This window comes from Halosegnis marinus, assembly GCF_029338355.1.
GTDB lineage: Archaea > Halobacteriota > Halobacteria > Halobacteriales > Haloarculaceae > Halosegnis > Halosegnis marinus.
Map to the genome: position 1 here is coordinate 2,504,358 of NZ_CP119802.1, position 17,241 is coordinate 2,521,598.

18 protein-coding genes are annotated in these 17,241 nt (G+C 72.0%); 7 read left to right on the forward strand and 11 right to left on the reverse strand.

The annotated features are described in order from the left end of the window. Positions 1–23: 23 nt before the first annotated feature. A complete protein-coding gene (locus P2T37_RS13935; protein WP_276234566.1) occupies positions 24–980 on the forward strand; it encodes a type IV pilin N-terminal domain-containing protein in 957 nt (318 codons plus the stop codon). On the opposite strand, the gene P2T37_RS13940 is transcribed toward P2T37_RS13935, so the two are convergent. Together P2T37_RS13940 and P2T37_RS13945 are read right to left on the reverse strand one after the other, a co-directional pair. Continuing rightward, complete coding sequence (locus tag P2T37_RS13940) at positions 981–1,562, reverse strand: NADPH-dependent FMN reductase (RefSeq protein ID WP_276234567.1); 582 nt, start codon at positions 1,560–1,562, stop codon at positions 981–983. 36 nt (positions 1,563–1,598) lie between these two features. Further along, entirely contained in the window at positions 1,599–2,504 is a 906-nt protein-coding gene (locus P2T37_RS13945; protein ID WP_276234569.1) for an HhH-GPD family protein, read from the reverse strand. 87 nt (positions 2,505–2,591) lie between these two features. Here P2T37_RS13945 and P2T37_RS13950 point away from each other — a divergent pair, with 87 nt between their 5' ends. After that, on the forward strand, positions 2,592–2,909 hold the full coding sequence (locus tag P2T37_RS13950) for a ribbon-helix-helix protein (RefSeq protein WP_276234570.1): 318 nt from the start codon (positions 2,592–2,594) through the stop codon (positions 2,907–2,909). Here the strand turns inward: P2T37_RS13950 and P2T37_RS13955 are convergent. After that, the gene (locus P2T37_RS13955; RefSeq protein WP_276234571.1) at positions 2,900–4,237 is read right to left on the reverse strand and encodes a class-III pyridoxal-phosphate-dependent aminotransferase; all 1,338 of its coding nucleotides are present in this window, start codon (positions 4,235–4,237) and stop codon (positions 2,900–2,902) included. The two genes, P2T37_RS13950 and P2T37_RS13955, sit on opposite strands and share 10 nt — an antisense overlap. 52 nt (positions 4,238–4,289) lie before the next feature. Further along, complete coding sequence (locus P2T37_RS13960; protein WP_382211735.1) at positions 4,290–5,543, reverse strand: MgtC/SapB family protein; 1,254 nt, start codon at positions 5,541–5,543, stop codon at positions 4,290–4,292. A gap of 75 nt (positions 5,544–5,618) precedes the next feature. Between P2T37_RS13960 and P2T37_RS13965 the strand changes: the two genes are divergently transcribed. Continuing rightward, positions 5,619–6,821, forward strand: a complete 1,203-nt coding sequence (locus P2T37_RS13965) for an AI-2E family transporter (protein ID WP_276234573.1) — start codon at positions 5,619–5,621, stop codon at positions 6,819–6,821. Between the two features lie 7 nt (positions 6,822–6,828). Here the strand turns inward: P2T37_RS13965 and P2T37_RS13970 are convergent, their stop codons facing one another. The 4 genes from P2T37_RS13970 to P2T37_RS13985 form a co-directional block, all read right to left on the reverse strand. Beyond that, a complete protein-coding gene (locus tag P2T37_RS13970) occupies positions 6,829–7,107 on the reverse strand; it encodes a PadR family transcriptional regulator (protein WP_276234574.1) in 279 nt (92 codons plus the stop codon). 397 nt (positions 7,108–7,504) lie between these two features. Further along, on the reverse strand, positions 7,505–7,651 hold the full coding sequence (locus tag P2T37_RS13975) for a hypothetical protein (protein WP_276234575.1): 147 nt from the start codon (positions 7,649–7,651) through the stop codon (positions 7,505–7,507). Between the two features lie 60 nt (positions 7,652–7,711). Next, positions 7,712–8,632: a DUF1028 domain-containing protein gene (locus P2T37_RS13980; RefSeq protein ID WP_276234576.1), complete on the reverse strand. Its 921-nt coding sequence runs from the start codon at positions 8,630–8,632 to the stop codon at positions 7,712–7,714. A gap of 24 nt (positions 8,633–8,656) precedes the next feature. After that, entirely contained in the window at positions 8,657–8,995 is a 339-nt protein-coding gene (locus tag P2T37_RS13985; RefSeq protein WP_382211867.1) for a DUF7528 family protein, read from the reverse strand. 236 nt (positions 8,996–9,231) lie between these two features. Between P2T37_RS13985 and P2T37_RS13990 the strand changes: the two genes are divergently transcribed. From P2T37_RS13990 to P2T37_RS14000, 3 genes are read left to right on the forward strand one after another with little or no spacing between them, the layout of a single operon-like run. After that, positions 9,232–9,942: a DUF7117 family protein gene (locus tag P2T37_RS13990; RefSeq protein WP_276234577.1), complete on the forward strand. Its 711-nt coding sequence runs from the start codon at positions 9,232–9,234 to the stop codon at positions 9,940–9,942. A 51-nt stretch (positions 9,943–9,993) separates the two neighbouring features. Continuing rightward, positions 9,994–11,181, forward strand: coding sequence for a CaiB/BaiF CoA transferase family protein (locus tag P2T37_RS13995; RefSeq protein ID WP_276234578.1), 1,188 nt, complete (start codon positions 9,994–9,996; stop codon positions 11,179–11,181). After that, the gene (locus P2T37_RS14000; protein ID WP_276234579.1) at positions 11,178–12,254 is read left to right on the forward strand and encodes a LeuA family protein; all 1,077 of its coding nucleotides are present in this window, start codon (positions 11,178–11,180) and stop codon (positions 12,252–12,254) included. The genes P2T37_RS13995 and P2T37_RS14000 overlap by 4 nt, the downstream gene beginning before the upstream one ends. Positions 12,255–12,353: 99 nt before the next feature. Here P2T37_RS14000 and P2T37_RS14005 read toward each other — a convergent pair whose 3' ends face one another. The 3 genes from P2T37_RS14005 to glyA form a co-directional block, all read right to left on the reverse strand. Next, positions 12,354–12,860, reverse strand: a complete 507-nt coding sequence (locus tag P2T37_RS14005) for an NUDIX domain-containing protein (protein WP_276234580.1) — start codon at positions 12,858–12,860, stop codon at positions 12,354–12,356. A gap of 4 nt (positions 12,861–12,864) precedes the next feature. Next, on the reverse strand, positions 12,865–13,758 hold the full coding sequence (locus P2T37_RS14010; RefSeq protein ID WP_276234581.1) for a bifunctional methylenetetrahydrofolate dehydrogenase/methenyltetrahydrofolate cyclohydrolase: 894 nt from the start codon (positions 13,756–13,758) through the stop codon (positions 12,865–12,867). A 117-nt stretch (positions 13,759–13,875) separates the two neighbouring features. Beyond that, positions 13,876–15,123, reverse strand: a complete 1,248-nt coding sequence (gene glyA / locus P2T37_RS14015; protein WP_276234582.1) for a serine hydroxymethyltransferase — start codon at positions 15,121–15,123, stop codon at positions 13,876–13,878. Between the two features lie 99 nt (positions 15,124–15,222). Here glyA and P2T37_RS14020 point away from each other — a divergent pair, with 99 nt between their 5' ends. Further along, a complete protein-coding gene (locus P2T37_RS14020) occupies positions 15,223–17,187 on the forward strand; it encodes a hypothetical protein (RefSeq protein ID WP_276234583.1) in 1,965 nt (654 codons plus the stop codon). Positions 17,188–17,241: the final 54 nt, after the last annotated feature.

Genomic DNA, 17,241 nt, shown 5'->3' on the forward strand with positions numbered 1-17,241 from the left:
TCGCGGAGGGCGAACCCGAACCGATGCCCTCCAGACGCGCGCTCATCGCGGCCCTGCCGGCCGTCGCGCTCGCCGGCTGTACCGGGACGACGACCACCGACGCGCCGGCCGAGGCGACCGCCACCGCGACCGGGACGGCGACGGACACTCCGACCGCAACCCCTTCGCTTCCGACGGGGCTCGAACCGACCGCCGACGGCGTCGCCGTCGACCTCGGGGCGATGGCCGCGGGGAGCCTCGCCGTCGAGGGAACGACCGTCACCTACACCGATCCGGTCGAGACGCGGTGGGTGACCTCGGCGGTGCGCGACGGAACGTCGATAGACGACCCGGCGACGAGCGACCGCCTCCGCGCGGCCGGCCCGATACCCCTCGACGGCGTGCCGGCGGCGCGGCTCCTGCCCGTCTTCGACGGGACGCGCTTCGAGTACCGGCTGTACGCGAACGCGGCCTTCCGCGACCTCGCGGACTGGAGGACGGTGCTGGCCCGGCCGACCGACAGCGGCACCGAGCGCGCCTACGAGGCGGCCACGGCGTTCGAGTCGGTTCCGGGGACGGACCTCGGCGTGGCGGTCGTCTCGAACGCGGACGCGACGGGCGGGGTCGGGGCGACGGAGCCGCTGCTGCCCGCGGTGACGAACTACGGCTACGACGCGCTCACGTCGGGGACGCCCGACGACATCACGGGCCTCCTGTTGAGCCGTCGGGCGGTCTCGACCGGCCCGGACGCGCCGCGGGCGAACTTCTCGTTCGAGTACGCCGACGGCTCGGTCACGATAACCCACGAGGGCGGCGAGAACATCGACGCGAAGCGGCTGACCGTGACGGTGGACGGTGCCCCGGCGGACGCCTCCTTCTCGGGGACCGTCAGCGCGGGCGACTCGGTGACGGTGTCGGGCGTCGGGAGCGGCGACGTGTTAGAACTCGTGTGGCGCGCCGACGGCGAGTCGGTCGTCGTCGCGCGTTTCGAGGCGCCGTAGTCAGTCGTCCGCGCCGACGTTCGACTCGCTCTCCTGTGTCGGCGGGTCCGGTTCGATGTTCGCGTACTCCACGAGCCTGCGACCCAGGGTGTCCACGCGTTCGGCGTGTTTCTCGTCGACGAGGACGCCGTCCTCAAAGCGGGAACTCGCGCCCTGAATGGCGACCTGATGCGGGATGACCCACGCGTTCACCGAGCGGGCGACGATGCGGAGGTGGTCGAGCGGCGCGGAGGAGTACGCGCCGCCGGCGACGACGAGCAGGCCGACGGTCGTGTCCTCGAACTCGTCGAAGCCGCAGTAGTCGAGCGCGTTCTTCAACACGCCGGAGTAGGAGCCGTGGTAGTTCGGCGTCCCGAGCAGGACGGCGTCGGCCGCCGCCACCCGCTCCAGTAGCTCGGTCACGCCCGGCGGGTCGTCGCGGTCGCCGTTGTAGGTTGGCAGGTCGAGGGTCCGCAGGTCGATGAGGTCCGTCTCCACGCGGTCGTACTCGTCGGCGACGGCGAGCGCCCGCCTGCACGCGAGCCGGGTGTAACTCGCCTCGCGGAGGCTCCCGACGAGCGCCGCGACGTGGATGGTGTCCATACCCCCGCTCGCCGCGGAGCGGATAAATGTGGCACGCTATCGGGCGAGACGCGCCTCGTCGCCCTCGACCTCGACGAGGCCGTCGTCCGCGAGGTCGGAGAGCAGGCCGCCGAGCCACTCGCGGCCGTACCGCCCGCCGGGGTCGTAGTCCACCCGGACTCGGGGGCCGAGTTCGTCCAGCGACAGCGTGCCGTGGCTCCGGAGCGCCTTCACGACGCGGCCGCGCATCTGTCGGCGCGACCCCTCGAAGCTCGGCTGCGTGGCGACGTCGGGCGCGGTGAAGTCGCCCGTCTCGTAGGCGTGACACCACGCGCGCCACGGGCACCCGGCCTCGTCGCAGTCCGGGGTCTTGCCGCACGCGACCCCGCCGAGTTCCATGACGGCGTTGTTCCAGACGCGCGACTCGCCGTCGGGCATCAGCGCGTTCGCGACCGCCTCGAACGCCGCGTCGTCGTCGGGCACGTCGAACGCGCGGTGGAGGACGCGCTTGACGTTCGTGTCCACCACGGCGTTCCCGTTGTCGAACGCGAAGGAGGCGACGGCGTTGGCGGTGTACGGGCCGACGCCCATCAGTTCCTGCAGGCCGTCCGGGTCGGTCGGGAACTCGCCGCCGTGCTCGTCGACGACCTGCCGCGCCGCCTCGTGGAGGTACTTCGCGCGGTTGTTGTAGCCGAGCGAGTGGTCGGTCCAGAAGCCGACCACGTCGGCGCGGTCGGCGTCCGCGAGCGCCGCGACGTCGGGCCACTCGTCGAGGAAGTCGCGGTAGGCCGACTCCACGCGCCCGAGCTGGGTCTGCTGGCTCATCACCTCGCTGACGAGGATGCGGTAGGGGTCCCGCGTCTCCCGCCACGGGAACGAGCGGTGGTCGGCCTCGTACCACTCGACGAGCGCCCCCCGGACCGCCTCGGTGTCGTCGGGGAGTCGCTCCGCGGTGTCGGTCATCGTTCCCGGTTGGGCCGGTCGTCGTTTAGGGGTGGCGACCCGGCGCGCAAGCGGCACCGGTATCCGTCGGGGCCGTCTGCTCGGGGTATGAGCCTCGACCACCTGTTCACCGACGTGGACAACGCGGCGGCCGACCTCGGCGACGAGGTGGCCGTCGAACTCGACGCGGAGACCAGAAACGAGCTCGCGCTACTCTCGGCCGCCTACGGCACCGACGACCCGGACGAACTGCTCCGGCGGGCCGTCCACGGGCTGTTCCAGCGGGTCGTCGAGACCGGGAACATCGACTTCCACCTCCGGTCGGAGTACGACTGCACGTACGACGAGTTCCTCGCGGGGATGAGCTACGACGAGATGGCCGGCGGCTACCCCGAGTCGGACGACGACCGGCGCTATCAGTTCTGAGCGGCCCGGACGGCGTCGGCGAGTATCGAGCAGCCCAGTTCTATCTCCCGGGCCGTCACGTCGAGCGGCGGCAGGAGCCGAAGGGTGCGCGTGCCGCAGCCGAGCGTGAGCAGCCCGCGCGCGAGCGCGGCGTCCACGACCGCGTCGCGCAGGTCCGTCCCCGCGAAGTCGAGCGCGAGCATCAGCCCCTTGCCGCGCACGTCGGTGACGCCCGGGAGGTCGTAATCGCGGAGGGTCTCGACGGCCTGGCGACCCCGTGCGACCGCGTTGTCCATCAGCCCGCCCTCGCGTATCAGGTCGACCGTGATGGCGCCCTGCATGGTCGCGACGATGTCGCCCGCGCCCCACGTTGAGGAGAGCCGCGAGCGCTCCTCGGGGAAGGTGTCCCCGCTCGCTATCGTCGCGCCCACGCGGAGCCCCTTCGCGGCGGTGATGACGTCCGGCTCGATGGGGTAGCCGTCGGAGGCCCAGAACTCCCCCGTGCGGCCGAGCCCCGACTGTATCTCGTCGACGACGAGGGGGATGTCGTGGGTCCCGCAGACGTCCGCGACCTCGCGCATGAACGACGCCGAGGGGAAGCGGTAGCCGCCCTCGCCCTGTATCGGCTCCATGATCAGATACGCGACCTCGCCGGCGTCGACGTAGCCGCGCTTGGGGTCGAGCATCCGGCGGAGCTGTGAGGTGTCGCCCGCGAAGAAGCCACACGAGCAGGTCGTCGGGTCGCAGGTCCGGTCGTCACAGAAGGGCGCGTCGTGAATTCCGGCGATCTCGGGGAAGTCGCGCCGGTACACCGACTTCGAGCGGTTGAGCGAGAGCGCGCCGAGCGTCCGCCCGTGGAAGGCCCCCTGGAACGTGATGCCGTACTGCCCCTTCGTGTCGTCGTAGCAGACCTTGATGGCGTTCTCGACGGCCTCCGCGCCGGAGTTCGAGAGGAACACGGTGTCCAGGCCGTCGGGCGAGGCGTCGGCGAGCCGGTCCATCAGCTCCGCCGGGCCGGGAAAGTCCACGTCGGCGGGGTCGCCCGCGGTCGTGTAGAAGTCCTGTCCGGCGATCTTCAGCGGGTCCACGAGGTCGAACTCGGCCATCCGCTCCAGCAGGTCGGGGTTGTTGTAGCCGAGGGGGGCCGCGCCGACGTGGCTGGTGAAGTCGAGGAGCACGTTGCCGTCGGCGTCGGTACAGAAGGGCCCCTCCGCGTCGGCGGTCACGTCCCACACGAAGTCGTAGACGTAGGTCGTCGTCGCGGCGTGTTCGCCGTGGTACGCGACGCGCTCCTCGGCCTTCGGGCCGGGGAGGGTATCGACCGACGGCTCGGCGGTCTCGCGGTTCATAGCCGCCGTTCGGAGGAGCGCCTGTTAAGAACACCGATGGTAGCGGCGAATGTTACACGAGCGCCGCGGCGGCGGTCGCGAGCGCGAGCAGCCCGGCCGAGTAGCCCGCGACCCGACGGAAGAAGGCGCGGTTCGCCGCGCCCGCCGTGAGCGCCACCTTCACCCCGATGCTCGTCCCCGTCGCGAGCAGGACCGCGAGCGTGGCCGTCTCGGCGTCGACCGCGCCCGATCGGTAGAGCAGGACGGCCGTCGTCGTCCCGCCGGCCGACGAGACGAGCCCCGCGAGGGCGGCCGTGACCAGCAGGCCGAGCGCGCCGAACCGCGCGCTCGCCGCCCCGCCGACGGCGACCAGCAGCAGGAAGGCGACGCCGAAGCCGAGCGCGTAGCGCAGCCGGAACGGCGTCTCCAGTTCGAGGTCGACGGGTTCGTCCCAGTCGGCGGTGGCGAACGCGAGGACGACGCTCCCGACCACGACCACCCCGAGCGGGAGGACCACGCCGAACAACGGCGACGCGGAGAGCGTGAAGGCGACGGCGATGGCGAGGTTGCGCGCGGCCATCGCCGCGTTCGCGAGCAGGACGGCCGCGACGGCGTAGGGGGCGGCCGCGGGCCGCTGGCGGACGTGGTCGAGCATCGTCCCCACGACGGCCGTCGAGGAGGCCAGCCCGCCGAAGAAGCCGGTGACGGCGACGCCGCGGCCGCCGTACAGCCTGACGACGCCGTAGTTGACGATGCCGACGGCCGCGACGGTGACGACCAGCAGCCAGACGACGCGGGGCTCGACGGCGAGCACGACCCCCGCGAACGTCACCTCCGCTTCCCCGGGCGGGAGCGCCGGGAAGACGACGAACGCGAGGACGGCGAACTCCGAGGCCGACCGCACCTCGGCGCGCGACAGCGACCCGGCGAGCGCGTGGAGCTCCCGCTTGAGCACGAGCAGCAGCGAGGAGACGACGGCCACCGTGACCCCCTCCACGAGGAGGCCGCTCCCGACGAGCACACCCGTCCCGTAGGCGACGAGCATCGTCACGCCGGTCGTGAGCGCCAGCCCCTCGTCCTCCTCGAATAGCCCGCGCGCCGAGAGCAGGCCGCCGTGGACGACGACCAGCGCCGCGCCGGCGACGACCAGCGCCTCCCCGTCCGCGACGGTGAACAGCGCGCCGAGCAGGCTCACGAGCGCGAGCGTCCGCACCCCCGCGGACTTCTCGGACCACTCGCGCTCCAGCCCCAGGAAGAGGCCGAGCGCCGCGGCGAGCACGAGCCGTGTCACCTCGGTGTCCGGTACCGTCGCGGCCATGCTACCCATGACAATATAGCGCTATATAAATTCTCGCCGGTGGCGTGGGAGGCTTTATTCGCGCCGGTCCCACATCCTGTCGGTATGGCGCTCTCCGACGTGGACCGGTCCCGGACGGCGTGGTGGGCGATCGGCGGCGGGCTCGCGGTCTTCCTCGCGTTCGTCGCCTACTCGTTCGTCGGGACGCTCGTGTTCGCCGTCTTCCTCTACTACGCCACCCGGCCGGTGTACAACCGGGTGTCGAAGCGGGTCGGGCCGCCCTCCGTCGCCGCGGCCCTCTCGCTGTTCGCGCTCGCGCTCCCGCTGCTGTTGCTGGTCGGCTACGCGCTCGCCATCGGCCTCCAGGAGTTCAACAACGTCTCGCGCTCCGTCGACTTCGGGCCGCTCGAATCGGCCCTCGGGCCGTACCGGAACGTCACCACCGGCGTCGCGGATCCGGGCTCGTTCCTGGACGACCCGAACCTCGTCGGCACCGTGCAGGACGCGCTCGGGACCGGACTCGACTACGCGGGCTTCGTCGGCACCGGTCTGCTCCACCTGTTCGTGATGTTCGCCGTCGCCTTCTACCTGCTCCGGGACGCCCCGCGGCTCTCGCGGTGGCTCATGGGGCGGTTCGGCGACGACGCCGGCGTCCTCGACCGCTACGCCCGCGCCGTGGACCGCGACCTCTACAAGGTGTTCTCGGGCAACATCTTCAACGCGGTCTTCACCGCCGCCATCGGCGCTATCGTCTACTCCGTGCTCGACTTCCTCGCGCCCGCGTCCGCCGGCATCCCGTACCCCGCGCTCGTCGGCCTGCTCGCGGGCGCGGCCTCGCTCGTCCCCGTCGTCGGGATGAAACTCGTCTACGTCCCCGTCGGGGCGTACCTGTTCGGGAGCGCGTACCTGTCCGCCGACCCGAACTACGCGATTCCCGCCGCGTTCGTCCTGCTCTCGTTCGTCGTCGTGGACACTATCCCGGACCTCGTGCTCCGGCCGTACGTCTCGGGCCGGAACCTCCACGTCGGGCTGGTCATGTTCGCGTACATCTTCGGCCCGCTGCTGTTCGGCTGGTACGGCATCTTCCTCGGGCCGCTGTTGCTCGTGCTCGTCGTCCACTTCGCGCGACTCGTGCTCCCGGAACTGGTCTCCGGAACCCGGATACAGCCGTTCGCGGTCGACCCCGCGGCGATGACGGAGCTCCCGATGGAGCGGGCGGGCGAGCCGTCGGACGCCGACGCGACCGGGGCGCCCGACGGCGGGGAGGAGACGCCGGACGACGATGACGGGGACGCGACCCCCGCCTGACTACCTGTTACTCGGCGTCGATGTACTCGTTCTCCCAGTCGCGGCGGGCCTCGATCTCCCGGCGGCCGCGCCGCGTCAGGGTGTAGAAGTTCGTCCGGCGGTCGCGCTCCCCCTTGTCCACGAGCCCCTTGTCCACGAGCGTGTCGAGGTTCGGGTAGAGGCGGCCGTGGTGTATCTCCTTCTCGTAGTACTCCTCCAGTTCCTCCTTGATGGCGAGGCCGTGCGGCTCGTCGCGTCCGGCGATGACGTACATCAGGTCCCGCTGGAACCCCGTCAGGTCGTACATGACGAGCGGATTGTTCCTGCCGGCGAATAAATATATCGGAGCGGTTACACGGCGGCGCCGAGCGGACCGGAGGCGCTGAGGACCTCCGGCGACGCGGGGAGCCCGGACGCCGACTCTCCGGACGTGTACGTTGGTTGTCAGAGTGTTCTATCCTCGGCAGCGGCGCCGCCGGGCGTCGGAGCGCTCCCGGGAGACACGTCGGAAAGCGGGGAAGAGCGGCGGCTCGTCGGTGTTGTTCAACGAGTGGAAAGCGGCGGGCCGGAGAAAACCCGGCCGGCCGCTTGCCGCCCTGAATTGGTCCCCGCTGACGCTTCGGCCCTCCAAAGCGAAGCGTCACTTACAGCGAAGACGGTGAGACGCATAAACCTACCGCCCCTGTCAACCGATGTCAGACTTCTCAGATGTACTCCTCCTCCAACACCCACCCGAGCGCCCGTTTGTAGTAGGTGAACATCTGCCGGACGCCCTCGTGGTTCATCTCCTCGTCGTCGAGCTGCTCGGCTAGGAACTCGTACTGCTCGCGGATCTCGGCTTCGTCGCGCATACCCTCGGTTCGTGCCGGGGGCGCAAAAACCCCGTGCGGACGGCCGCCCCGCGGGGCCGGCTACACCCGGTCCAGTCGCGACAGCCCGTGCCAGACGGCGTCCACCATCCGCGCCTCGCCGTCGCCCTCGGCGTCGGCCCAGCCGTGGGCCAGCGCGTCCTCCAGCGCCGCGAGCGAGTGGTTCTCGAAGTTGTTCATGCCGCGGAACGCCTCCAGCGCCGCGCGCGCCTCGGCGTCGAACTCCCCGGACGGGGTGCCGTCGTAGAAGCCCAGCTCCGCGAGCGTCGCCGCCACGGCCTCGGCCGCCTCGCCCGACAGCTCCGCCGTCTCCTCGGGCGCGGCTCGCTCCAGTAAGGTCACATCGTACAGTTTGAAGACGCGTTCGAGTTCGTCGATTGGCGCCTCGTGGTCGTCGACGCGCACGTCGACCCAGCGGTCGTTGCCGCCGTCGTAGCCGCCCTCCGGCTTGGCGACGTACAGGGCCGCGGACTGCTCGCCCCGCGAGTCGCCGCCGGCCTCGTTGCCCGCGTGGAGGGCTGCGAGGAGCCGCTCCGGCAGCCCGTCGCCCGCCGCCTCGCCTGCCTCGTACGCCTCGGCCATCGCCGTCAGCGTCGCCTCGTTCTCCAGGATGTTCCCCTGGACGGTGTACGTCTCGCCCTGGACGTCCCCGGCCACGTCGAAGCAGTCGTCGCCGGTGAACGCGGCCACGGAGCCGTCGCGGCCTACGACGCCGACCTGCCGGGACTCGGCCTCCGCGTCGTCCGCGGTGAGCGTGTCGACGACGGCCTGTGCGTCGTGGCCGCGGCGGAGCAGGTCGAGCCCGTCGGGGCCGTACGCGACGTTGGCGAACGACTGGGTCGCTACCGCGCCCGCGTCCGCCGACACGAACGGGACGACGGAGCCGACGCTCACGAACTTCGACTGGACGGCGACGCCGACGGCGCGCGTCTCGGGGTCGCGCGCGACGATGGAGAACGTCATATCCTCCGGTCGCGCGGCGGCGGTTTAGAGCTTCCTCACCGTCAGGGGTTGGCGGCTCGTGAGTTCACAGTCGACGTCCGGATGCTCGACGAAGTGGCGGAGCACGATGTGTCGCCGGCCGTCCGTGAGCCCGGTCCGCGAGAGGTCGTCCGCGGTGAACTCCTCGGGGAGGCGCTCGTACAGCCGCTCGAAGCGGGCGAACGAGTCGAACACCTTGCGGTTGCCCGACGACGTCGCCCCGCGGCGCGCGACGACGTAGCTGCCGTCCTCGCGGTGCTCGCCGCTGGTGTACACGAACTCCCGCGTCCGCGTGAGCGCGTTCGCGAGCGCGTCGCGTAGCTCTGCGGCGTTCTCGCGGTCCAGCGCGTACGTGTCCCCGTCGGTGCGCAGTAACAGGTCGCCCGAATCCGTAGAGAGCGTGACGTTACCGTCGAATTTCCCGGCCAGCCGCCTCGCGGCGACTTACCCTATCCTCGTACGTCGGTGATTCCGACATGGACACTCGTTACCACGACGTGCACATAAATCCCGACGGTCGAACAGATACTCGCCGCGACCGGACCCGGACGGTTTTCAGCCGGCGGCCCCTCGCCCGGGGTATGAAGGTTCGCGGCACCCGCGAGTGTCGGTCGTGCGGGACGCGGTGGTCCTACTACGAGACGGGCAGCGTCGAGTGCCCCGACTGCGGGAGCATGCGGAGCGTCGGCGTCGAGGACGAGCGCAAGCTCCACACCGCGACGAACGCGACGCTCGACCTCTCGCCGGTGCGCAACGCCGTCGAGGAGGTGCCGCTGCGCGACCTCGCGGAGCGCGCGGTCGAGGCCACGAGGGAGTTCACCCGCAGCTACGGCTTCGTGGACGGGGGCGACCTCCGGCCGCTGGACGACCGCTACCTCGCCGCGATGGAACTGCGGGCCGTCGCGGACGCCGTCGGGCGGGGCGCCCGCGTGAGCGACGACGAGGAGCTCTACTTCCTCTCGCTGCTCCGGGGCGACCTCGGTGACCGGCCCGCGCCCGACGAGGTGCCCGACGCCCTCCGCGACTCGCGGGGGCTGGCCTACGCGAACGCGGTCGACGAGTACCGGAGCGACGCCCGGGCGTACCTCGACGAACACCCGGACCCGGCCGCGAGCGACGCCCTGGCTCGCCTCGACGGCCACGTCCGTCGGGTGCAAGCGATACAGGGCGACGTGCCGCCCGCGGAGGCGGAGACGCTCGTCCGTGTCGCGCGCGGCGTGGGCCGGTACCTCCGCGAGGACGACGAGGCCGCGCTCGCCGAGGCGCGCTCCCGGCTCGACGCGCTCGACTGACCCCCTGCCGGGAGGCAGGGGTTTAGACGCGCGCCGGTCGAAGCCGGGGCCATGTCAGGCCCCCTCGACGGACTCCGGGTGCTCGACCTCTCGGGCATGATCGCCGGCGGGTTCGCCACCGTCACCCTCGCCGACCACGGCGCGGACGTGGTGATGGTCGAACACCCCGAGCACGGCGACCCCATCCGCGACTGGCCGCCGTTCGACGGCGACCTGTCGCTGTGGTGGAAGGCGCTCGCGCGCAACAAGCGGTGTGTCACCCTCGACATGAAGACCGACGAGGGCCGGGCGCTCGCGCTCGAACTCGCGGCCGACGCCGACGTGGTGGTGGAGAACTTCCGGCCCGGCACGCTCGAATCGTGGGGCCTCGGGCCGGACGCGCTCCGCGACGAGAACGAGGACCTCGTCGTCGTGCGCATCTCCGGCTACGGCCAGACCGGGCCGATGGCCGAGCGCCCGGGCTTCGGCACCGTCGCGGAGGCCATGTCCGGGTTCGCCCACGTCAACGGCTTCCCCGACAGCGAACCGCTGCTTCCTCCCATCTCGCTGGCCGACCTCGCCGCCGGCCACTACGCCGCGATGGGCGCGGTGTTCGGCGTCTTCGACCGCCTCACCGGCGGCGAGGGGCGCGTCGTCGACGTGTCGCTGTACGAGTCGCTGTTCCGGATGTTCCCGAGCGTGCCCGAGAAGTACGACCGCCTCGGCGAGACGGACGAGCGAACGGGGAACCGCCACCCCAACGCCGCGCCCCGGAACGTCTACGCGGCCGAGGACGGCTACGTCGCGCTCTCGGCCTCCTCACAGCCCATCTGGGAGCGCGTCGCCGAGTGTATCGGACACCCGGAACTCGTCGAGGACGACCGGTTCGCCACCAACCGCGACCGCGTCGAGCACGTCGCGGCGCTGGACGAGTACGTCGCGGCGTGGATGGCCGACCGCTCGGCCGAGGAGGCGGTCGCGGCGCTCACCGAGGCCGGCGCGGTCGCCTCGGTGATATACGACATCGAGGACGTGTACGCCGACGAGCAGTACGCCGCCCGCGACGACATCGTCACCGTCGAGGACGCGGACCTCGGCCCCGTCGATACCCACGGGGTCGTCCCGAAGTTCTCCGGCGACCCCGGCGAGGTGTCGCACCTCGGTCCCGGCCACGGCGAGCACAACGACGAGGTGTACCTCGACGAGGTGGGCCTCGACCCCGACACCTACGAGTCCCTGCGCGCGGAGGACGTGATATGAAGCTCTGTGACGTGACGCTCCGGGAGGCGACACAGCTGCCCGACCGCGACTACACGGTCGAGCAGCGAGTCGCGGCCGGCCGTGCGCTCGACGACCTCGACGTGCCGCTCGTGCAGGCCGGCTTTCCGGCCGTCGGCGAGGACCAGACCGAGGTGGTCTCGACGCTTGCCGACGACCTCGACGGAGACGTGGTCGCCATCGCGCGCGGCGTCGAGTCGGACGTGGACGCGGCGCTCGACGCCGGCGCGGACGTGGTCGAGGTGTTCGTCCCCGTCTCCGACGGCCAACTCGAACACGTCGTCGGGAAGAGCCGCGCGGAGATGTACGAGACGGCCGAGGCGTGTCTCGACCGCGTCCGCGAGGGCGGCGCGACGCCACACCTCACGCTGATGGACGGCTTCCGCACGGAGGCGTCGGCCGTGGCGGCGGCGTTCGAGCGGTTCGACTGCCCCGTCGTCGTCGCCGACACGGTCGGGGCGCGCACCCCGTCGTTCGTCGCGGGCTACCTCCGCACGCTCGCGGAGTCGGGCGTCGACCTCTCGCGGGCCGGCGTCCACTTCCACGACGACCTCGGCTGCGCCACGGCGAACGCGCTCGTCGCGGCTCAGGCCGGCGTCGGGCGGGTGGACGTGTCGGTCGCGTCGCTGGGCGAGCGCGCCGGCAACCCCGCCACGGAGGAGGTCGTCGCCGCGACGGTCCAGGAGGGGGGCGACCCGGGCGTCGCGACCGAGCGGCTCGTCCCCGCCTGCGAGTCGGTGCTGGACGCGCTCGACGAGGACGTGGACCCGCGCAAACCCGTCCTCGGCCGGGAGGTGACGACCCACGAGTCGGGCATCCACACGGACGCGATGCTGTCGGAGCCGTCGGTCTTCGAGCCGTTCGACCCAGCGGCGTTCGGCGGCGAGCGGCATCTCGTGTTCGGGGCCGGCACGGGTCGGGGCGCGGCACGGAAGCTCTTAGAGCGCGCCGACCGCGAGCCGACCGACGAGCGGGTCGCGGCGCTGCTGGAGCGCCTCGACGAGGCGGGGCCGGTGGACCTCGACGCGGCGCTGTCGCTCGCATCGTCGGTGTAGCGGACAGGCGACCTCGCTACCGGCGACGGGCGGTCGCGCTCCCGTCGTGTTCGTCGCCGGGCGTGCGGCGGGGCACGCGCCGGGTGGCCGCGTGCTCGGCTATAAACGTCGGCCGCGGAGCCGCGCCACGAGGTCGCGGTCGAAGGTGTTCTCGGGGAGCGCACCGTGCCACGCGACGGCGGTTATCCCCTCGTCGTCGATGCCCGGATCGTCGCTCGTTTCGGTGTCGTCGGCGACGCCCCGGAAGGTGGCGAACCGGAAGTCGAACTCGCGGCCGTCCGCGGCGTTGACGAACGTCCGCTCGGTCACCGCGAGCAGGTCCGCCGTGTCGATGCGCACGCCCGTCTCCTCGCGCACCTCGCGGGTCGCGCCCTCGGCGTGCGTCTCGCCGGGTTCGAGCATCCCGCCGGGGAGGAGCCAGGCGTCGCCCTGTTCGACCATGAGGACGCGGCCGTCGTGTTCGACCAGCGCCCCGACGCCCCACGTCCCCTCGCGGTCGCGGCCGTGTTCCCAGCGGGCGGGCGGCACTTCCGTGCGCTCGCCGGCGCGGACCACGTTCCCCCCGTAGCGCGCCGCGAGTTCGTCGGCGGTCGTCTCCCCCGGCATCGGCTCAGGGCAGGTCGACCTCGACGCCGGCCCGCTCGCCGGCGGCCTTCACGGTGTTCCACAGCAGCATCGCGCGGGTCATCGGGCCGACGCCGCCCGGCACGGGGGTTATCTTCCCGGCGACCTCCTTCGCGCTCTCGTAGTCCACGTCGCCGACGAGTTCGTAGCCCTTCTCGGTGTCGGCGTCGACGCGGTTGATGCCCACGTCGATCACCGTCGCGCCCGCCTTCAGCATCGACCCGTCGATGAATCCGGGGACGCCCGCGGCGGCGACCACGATGTCCGCCTCGCGCGTGTGGGCCGCGAGGTCCGCGGTCCGGGAGTGACACACCGTCGTGGTGGCGTTGCCGAACGGGGCCTTCTGGACGAGCAGGTTCGCCATCGGCTTGCCGACGATGTCAGAACGGCCGACGACGACGGCCTCCGCGCCCTCCGTCTCCACGTCGTAGTGTTCGAACAGCTTCTGGATGCCGTGGGGGGTGCAGGGCTTGTACCGGGCGTTGCCGGCGACCAGTCGCCCGACGTTCTCCGGGTGGAAGCCGTCCACGTCCTTCTCGGGCGCGACGGAACGGAGCACGCGCCGGGTGTCCACCTGGTCGACGAGCGGCATCTGGACGAGGATGCCGTGGACGGCGTCGTCGTCGTTGAGGTCCGCGACGGTGTCGTACAGTTCCGCCGCGGGCGCGTCGGGGTCGAGTTCGACGTGGATGCCGTCGATGCCGACCTCCTCGCAGTCGCGCTGTTTCATCGAGACGTACGTCTCGCTCGCGGGGTCGTCGCTCATCAGGACGGTCGCCAGTCCCGGGGTGACGCCCTCGGCCTTCAGCGTCGCGATGGCGTCGCCGAGGCCGTCGCGTATCTCCGCGGCGACGGCATTCCCGTCGATGATCTCGGTCATGGCCGGGAGTGGTTCGCGCCGGCTAATCAACCCAACGCATTCGTGCCCAATCGGGGGGCGAGTACGGAGAGAGTGTTCGCGTTCGTGTATAGCAGCGGCCGGGCCGCCGGCGCGGGGCTACTCGTACAGCGGGTGCGCGTCGGTGAGCGCGTCCACCTCGGCGCTCGCCTCGGCCTTCACGTCGGCGTCGTCGGGCGCGTCCACGACGGTCGCGATGACCTCGGCGACGCGTTCCATCTCGGCCTCGCCCATGCCGCGGGTCGTGAGCGCGGGCGTGCCGGCGCGGATGCCGGAGGGGTTGAACGGCGAGCGCGTCTCGCCGGGCACGGTGTTCGCGTTGAGGACGAGGCCGACCTCCTCCAGCGCCTCCTCGGCGGTGCCGCCGGTCGTGTCGGGGTGCGAGGGCCGCAGGTCAACGAGCACGAGGTGGGTGTCCGTCCCGCCCGAGACGATCTCGAATCCGTGGGCCGCGAGGGCGTCGGCGAGCGTCCGGGCGTTGGCGACGACCTGCTCCGCGTACTCCGTGAAGGAGGGGTCGAGCGCCTCCTTGAAGCCGACGGCCTTCCCCGCGACGTTGTGCATCAGGGGACCGCCCTGCGCGCCGGGGAAGACGGCCGAGTCGATGTCGCTCGCGTGTTCCTCGCCGCACATGATGATGCCGCCGCGGCCCGCGCGGATGGTCTTGTGCGTCGAGCCCGTGACGAAGTCCGCGACGCCGACGGGGGACTCGTGGACGCCCGCCGCGACCAGCCCGGTGATGTGCGCGATGTCCGCGAGGTGGTAGGCATCGACGGCGTCCGCGGCCTCCTGCACGCGCTCGAACTCGACCTCGCGCGGGTACGCGGAGAAGCCCGAGACGATGACGTCCGGCTCGAAGGCCTCGGCCTGCTCGCGTAGCCCCTCGTAGTCGATGTAGCCGGTTTCCTCGTCCACCTCGTACTGCTCGACCTCGTAGGTCTTGCCCGTGAAGTTCGCCGGGTGGCCGTGGCTCAGATGGCCGCCGTGGTTGAGGTCGAGCGAGAGTATCTTGTCGCCGGGTTCGAGAATCGCGGTGTAGACGCCCATGTTCGCCTGCGTGCCGGAGTGGGGCTGGACGTTGACGTGTTCGGCACCCCAGAGCTCCCTCGCGCGCTCGATGGCGAGTTCCTCGACGTCGTCGGCGTACTCGCAGCCGGCGTAGTAGCGCTTCCCCGGGTAGCCCTCGGCGTACTTGTTCGTCAGCGCGGAGCCCTGCGCCGCCATGACTGCCTCGGAGACGTGGTTCTCGCTGGCGATCATCGCGAGCGTGTCGCGCTGCCGCCCCAGCTCGCCGTCGAGGGCGTCGGCGACCGCGGGGTCCGTCTCGCGGACGGTCTCGTGGTTCATACGCGAGCGTTCGGCCGCCGCACAATGAAGCTACCCGTCCGCGGCAACGCCGTTCAGGCGGTGAATTGATACGCCCCCGTCCGAACGGGAGGACGTTCGATGATCGAGTGGGTCCCGACCGCCGACGGCGTGGCCGCCGTGGGCCGGAACGGGTCGGTGCGGCTGGCGAGGACCGACTGGGAACGGACCCCGCCCGCGCTCCCGCTTCCCTACCCCTCCGACGCCGGAATCGCGGGGCGGCTGACGGCGCTGGAACTCGACGCCCCCGCACACCCCGACGGGCTCCCGACGGACGGCTACGTCCCCGACGGCGAGCACGTCGTCGCCGTCGGGCGCGACGATGACCTGGAAGCCGCGGTGCGCTTCGAGGGACCGGCCCGGGTCGCGACGGCCGCGGACTCGACCCGGCTCGCCTTCCCCGAGCCGTCGCCCGTCGCCGTCGGCGTCCGCGACGCGCCGCCCGCCCCCGAGACGATACCCGTCCCGCGGACTCCCGCGGGGGTGGCCGCCGCCGTCGGCGTGGCCGGCGGGCGGCTCCCCGACGGCCCCGAACGGTCCTTCCCGCCCGAGCGACCGCATCCGCCGCTCGTGGAGTACGACGACGTGCCCGCGCCGGGGACGGGCGAGCGCGCGGTCCGGTTCGCGGTCCCCGACGACCTCGACCACGTCCTCGTGGCCGCGCCGCTCGCCTACTACCTCGGCGCGGACCTGACCGTCGGCGCGGACGCGCCGCTCCTCTCGGTGCCCGAAACGGGGTTCGAGTACGCCTTCGGCTCGCTTCCGACGTTCGCGAGCGAGGTCGCCGACGCCCTCCGGCGGGTCGTCCACCTCGACCGGTGTGCCCGCGCCGTCGAGGCGGAGCGGCTCGACCCGGGGCCGCTCGCCGGCCTCGGCCTCGACCCCGCGGCGGTGCGGGGGGTTCCGCCCGCGACCCGATACGCGACCTTCCTCGACGCCGACCTCGACGCGCTCCCGGACTGGCACCTCTCGACGTACGTCGAGGCCGGCTACGAGCGGGCGCGGGCGCTCCCGGCCCTGCTCGACCGCCTCTCGCTCGTCTATCCGGCGGAGGCGACGGAGATGTCGCCCCGGGACCTGCTCTCGGCGTCGCTCGACGATTTCTACCGCGGGGCCGTCTCCATCAGCCCGCTCGCGCCGGAACTCGGGGTCGGCGACGCCCACGCGTGGCTCGCGGACGGCGAGGTGGTGGACGCGTTCAAGACGACCCCGCGGGCGTTCGAGAACGCCCGTTCGCGCCGCGACCGCGGGGACGCGCTCTCCGTCGCCGTCGTGCTCAACGACCCGGCGATGGACGACGAACTCGCCGTCGCGGACGCCTATCGGGACCGGGCCGGCGCGGTGCCGCTCTCCGTCGAGGTCCACGAGTCCCTCGCCACGGACGACCTCGCCGCGGTCCTCGAACGCCCCACCGACTTCGTCCACTACGTCGGTCACTGCGAGGCCGCCGGGCTGGAATGCCCCGACGGCTACCTCTCGGCCGACTCGCTCGACCGCTCGGGCGCGCGGGCCTTCTTCCTCAACGCCTGCGGTTCCTACCGGGAAGGGGAGGCGCTCGTCGAGCGCGGCAGCGTCGCCGGCGCCGTGACGCTGGAGAAGGTCCTGAACGAGCAGGCGGCCAAGGTCGGCACCGCGTTCGGTCGCCTCGTCGTCGCCGGCTTCTCCGTCGAGCGGGCGCTCTCGCTCGCGCGACGGCGCATCATGATGGGGCGGGACTACGCCGCCGTCGGGGACGCGACGGCCCGGGTCGCCCCGAGCGTCGGCGAGCGCGGCGTCCTCGTCGTGGAGGAGACGACGCGCGACGGCTACGCGGTCCGCTACGACGCCGCCCCGAACGGCGGCGGGAGCTACCGCGACCCCTTCACCGGCGACCGGCGGCCGCGGGGGGAACCGTCGCGGGCGACTCTCGACCGCGCGGCGATGCGGGCGTTCCTCGACGGCCGCGCGGTGCCGGTCCGGTTCGACGGGGACCTCCGGTGGCCCGAGGAGGTCGCGGGCACCCTCGACCGGGTCCGGGGCGTCCGGCAGTCGGTCCGGCGACCGTAGGTCGGCCCTACCGCCGCTGTATAAGCGTTAGGCACACTATTACGGCTGAAACGT